This is a genomic window from Geomonas sp., assembly GCF_056994735.1.
This window is the reverse complement of sequence record NZ_JBXKJL010000464.1, coordinates 1-1,757: the sequence shown is the minus strand read 5'-3', so window position 1 is coordinate 1,757 and position 1,757 is coordinate 1. Positions and strand designations below refer to the sequence as shown.

Sequence of the window (1,757 nt, the reverse complement as noted above, 5' to 3'; positions counted from 1 at the left end):
ACTATTTGATCTAAAGCAAAAAGCCGCACCCAGGGCTACCCTAGGCGCGGCCGCCTCCATACGCTTTCAGTACGCAAACAGCCATCCTTTGGAAGGTACTGAAATGGTACTGAGAGACAGCATTCTTGTCAGCCTGGTGCGGCTGGTTGACCGCATTCCAATGCCACCTGCACCGAACCGGCGACGGGGGCGGCCGAAGACGTACCCTGATCGACTGCTTCTGAAGGCATGGATCATCATGATTATTCGACGACTGGATACGGCGTGGGCACTGCTTGCCTTGCTGGAGCAGCCTGACCCCGTCGCCTGCCGGCTGCGCGGCTGGTTGACCGAACAGGGCCGATGCCCCAGCCGGCGCCCCTGGGAACGGCGCCTGCAGACGCTGCCGGCGAGCCTGCCGGGCCTGATCGGCGGGTTCGGACGCCATCTGGTCGCTATCCTGCAACCCTGGGAACAGCAGGGCCGCGGTGTCGCCGTTGACAGCACCGCGCTGCGCGCCCGCGGTGGGGTATGGCACAAACAGCACCGCGAGCAGGGCATCGTGCCGCATCCCAGTATTGATATGGAAGCGGCTTGGAGTAAATCGGGCTGGCACGGGTGGTGGTATGGCTGGAAATGGCACTTGGCGGTCACCCTTGGCCGTGTCTGGATTCCACTGGCCGCCGAGCTGACCGCCGCCAATTGCGCCGATAACCAGATCGCGCCATTGCTCTTCAATGAGTTGCCGTTGGAGGTACGCTATGTGTTGGGGGATCAGCACTATAATACCCCTGAGTTGCGCGCCAACTGCGCCTTGCGCAACCGGGAACTGGTGGCCACCCGACGCGGGGCCTACCCGCAGACCGACGGCGGGGTGGAGGTGCGGCGCCTCTTCCATAAGCTGCGCTCGCAGGCCATTGAACCCTTCAACGGCTTGTTCAAGAACCTCTTCGAATGGGGCGGGCAGATGCCGGTCCAGGGCTTGCAGCGTTGCCAACGGGTCGCCTTGGGCGCCCTCTTCTTGTATCAACTGGTCCTGCTCTATCAACAGGAACACCCCCTGCCTATTGGGATGGAAACCAAAGCAATTTTACGGGCAGCATAATTATGACCAGGCCTCATATAGTTTAACGGCCATCGCCGATAGGTGGTCGTGTCGGCTCGGCCAACCGTTCCAGACGGTACGTGACCGCCTGCGCGATACCTACCGCGAAGCTGAGGCGAAAGCTGGTGGGCATCGGGCCAAACTCGATCTGAGTTAGTGTTAGGCACCGTAGCTGAATTGGGTTCTGCAGGGGTGGTCCGGCACGCACCTGGCCATCGCCCTTGACGTGACCCGTCTGGGGCAACGCTTCGTGCTGTTGGTGATCAGCGTGGTTTACCAGGGGTGTGCCGTACCGATCCGGTGGAAGGTTTTGAAGGCGGAAGTCAAGCATCCCTGGAAGCCCGAGTGGCTGGCTTTATTGAAGGCTTTGCGCGGGTGGGTGCCGCCGACTTGGACGGTCATCGTGCTTGCTGACCGGGGCTTGTACGCCAAATGGTTGTTCGAATGGATTAGCCAGCTCGGCTGGCATCCCTTGTTACGCGTCAACGCGGGCGGGACCTTTCGTCCCGTGGGCTGGTATCCCCGGCGACCGTTTACCTACTGGGTTCCGACGGTGAATAGTCGTTGGCAAGGGCGGGGAACGGCATTTAGCGCTCCCCAAACCCGCTTGGAATGCACTTTGCTGGCCTACTGGGGCGAAGGCCATCAGGAACCTTGGCTGATCCTGATTGAC

2 protein-coding genes are annotated in these 1,757 nt (G+C 61.1%); both read left to right on the top strand.

Annotated elements, in window-relative coordinates; all coding sequences use genetic code 11:
• A partial coding sequence (locus AC11W3_RS19940; protein WP_484093620.1) for a transposase occupies nucleotides 1–1,084 on the top strand: 1,084 nt, incomplete at its 5' end.
• A 250-nt stretch (nucleotides 1,085–1,334) separates the two neighbouring features.
• A partial coding sequence (locus AC11W3_RS19935) for a hypothetical protein (RefSeq protein WP_484093619.1) occupies nucleotides 1,335–1,757 on the top strand: 423 nt, incomplete at its 3' end.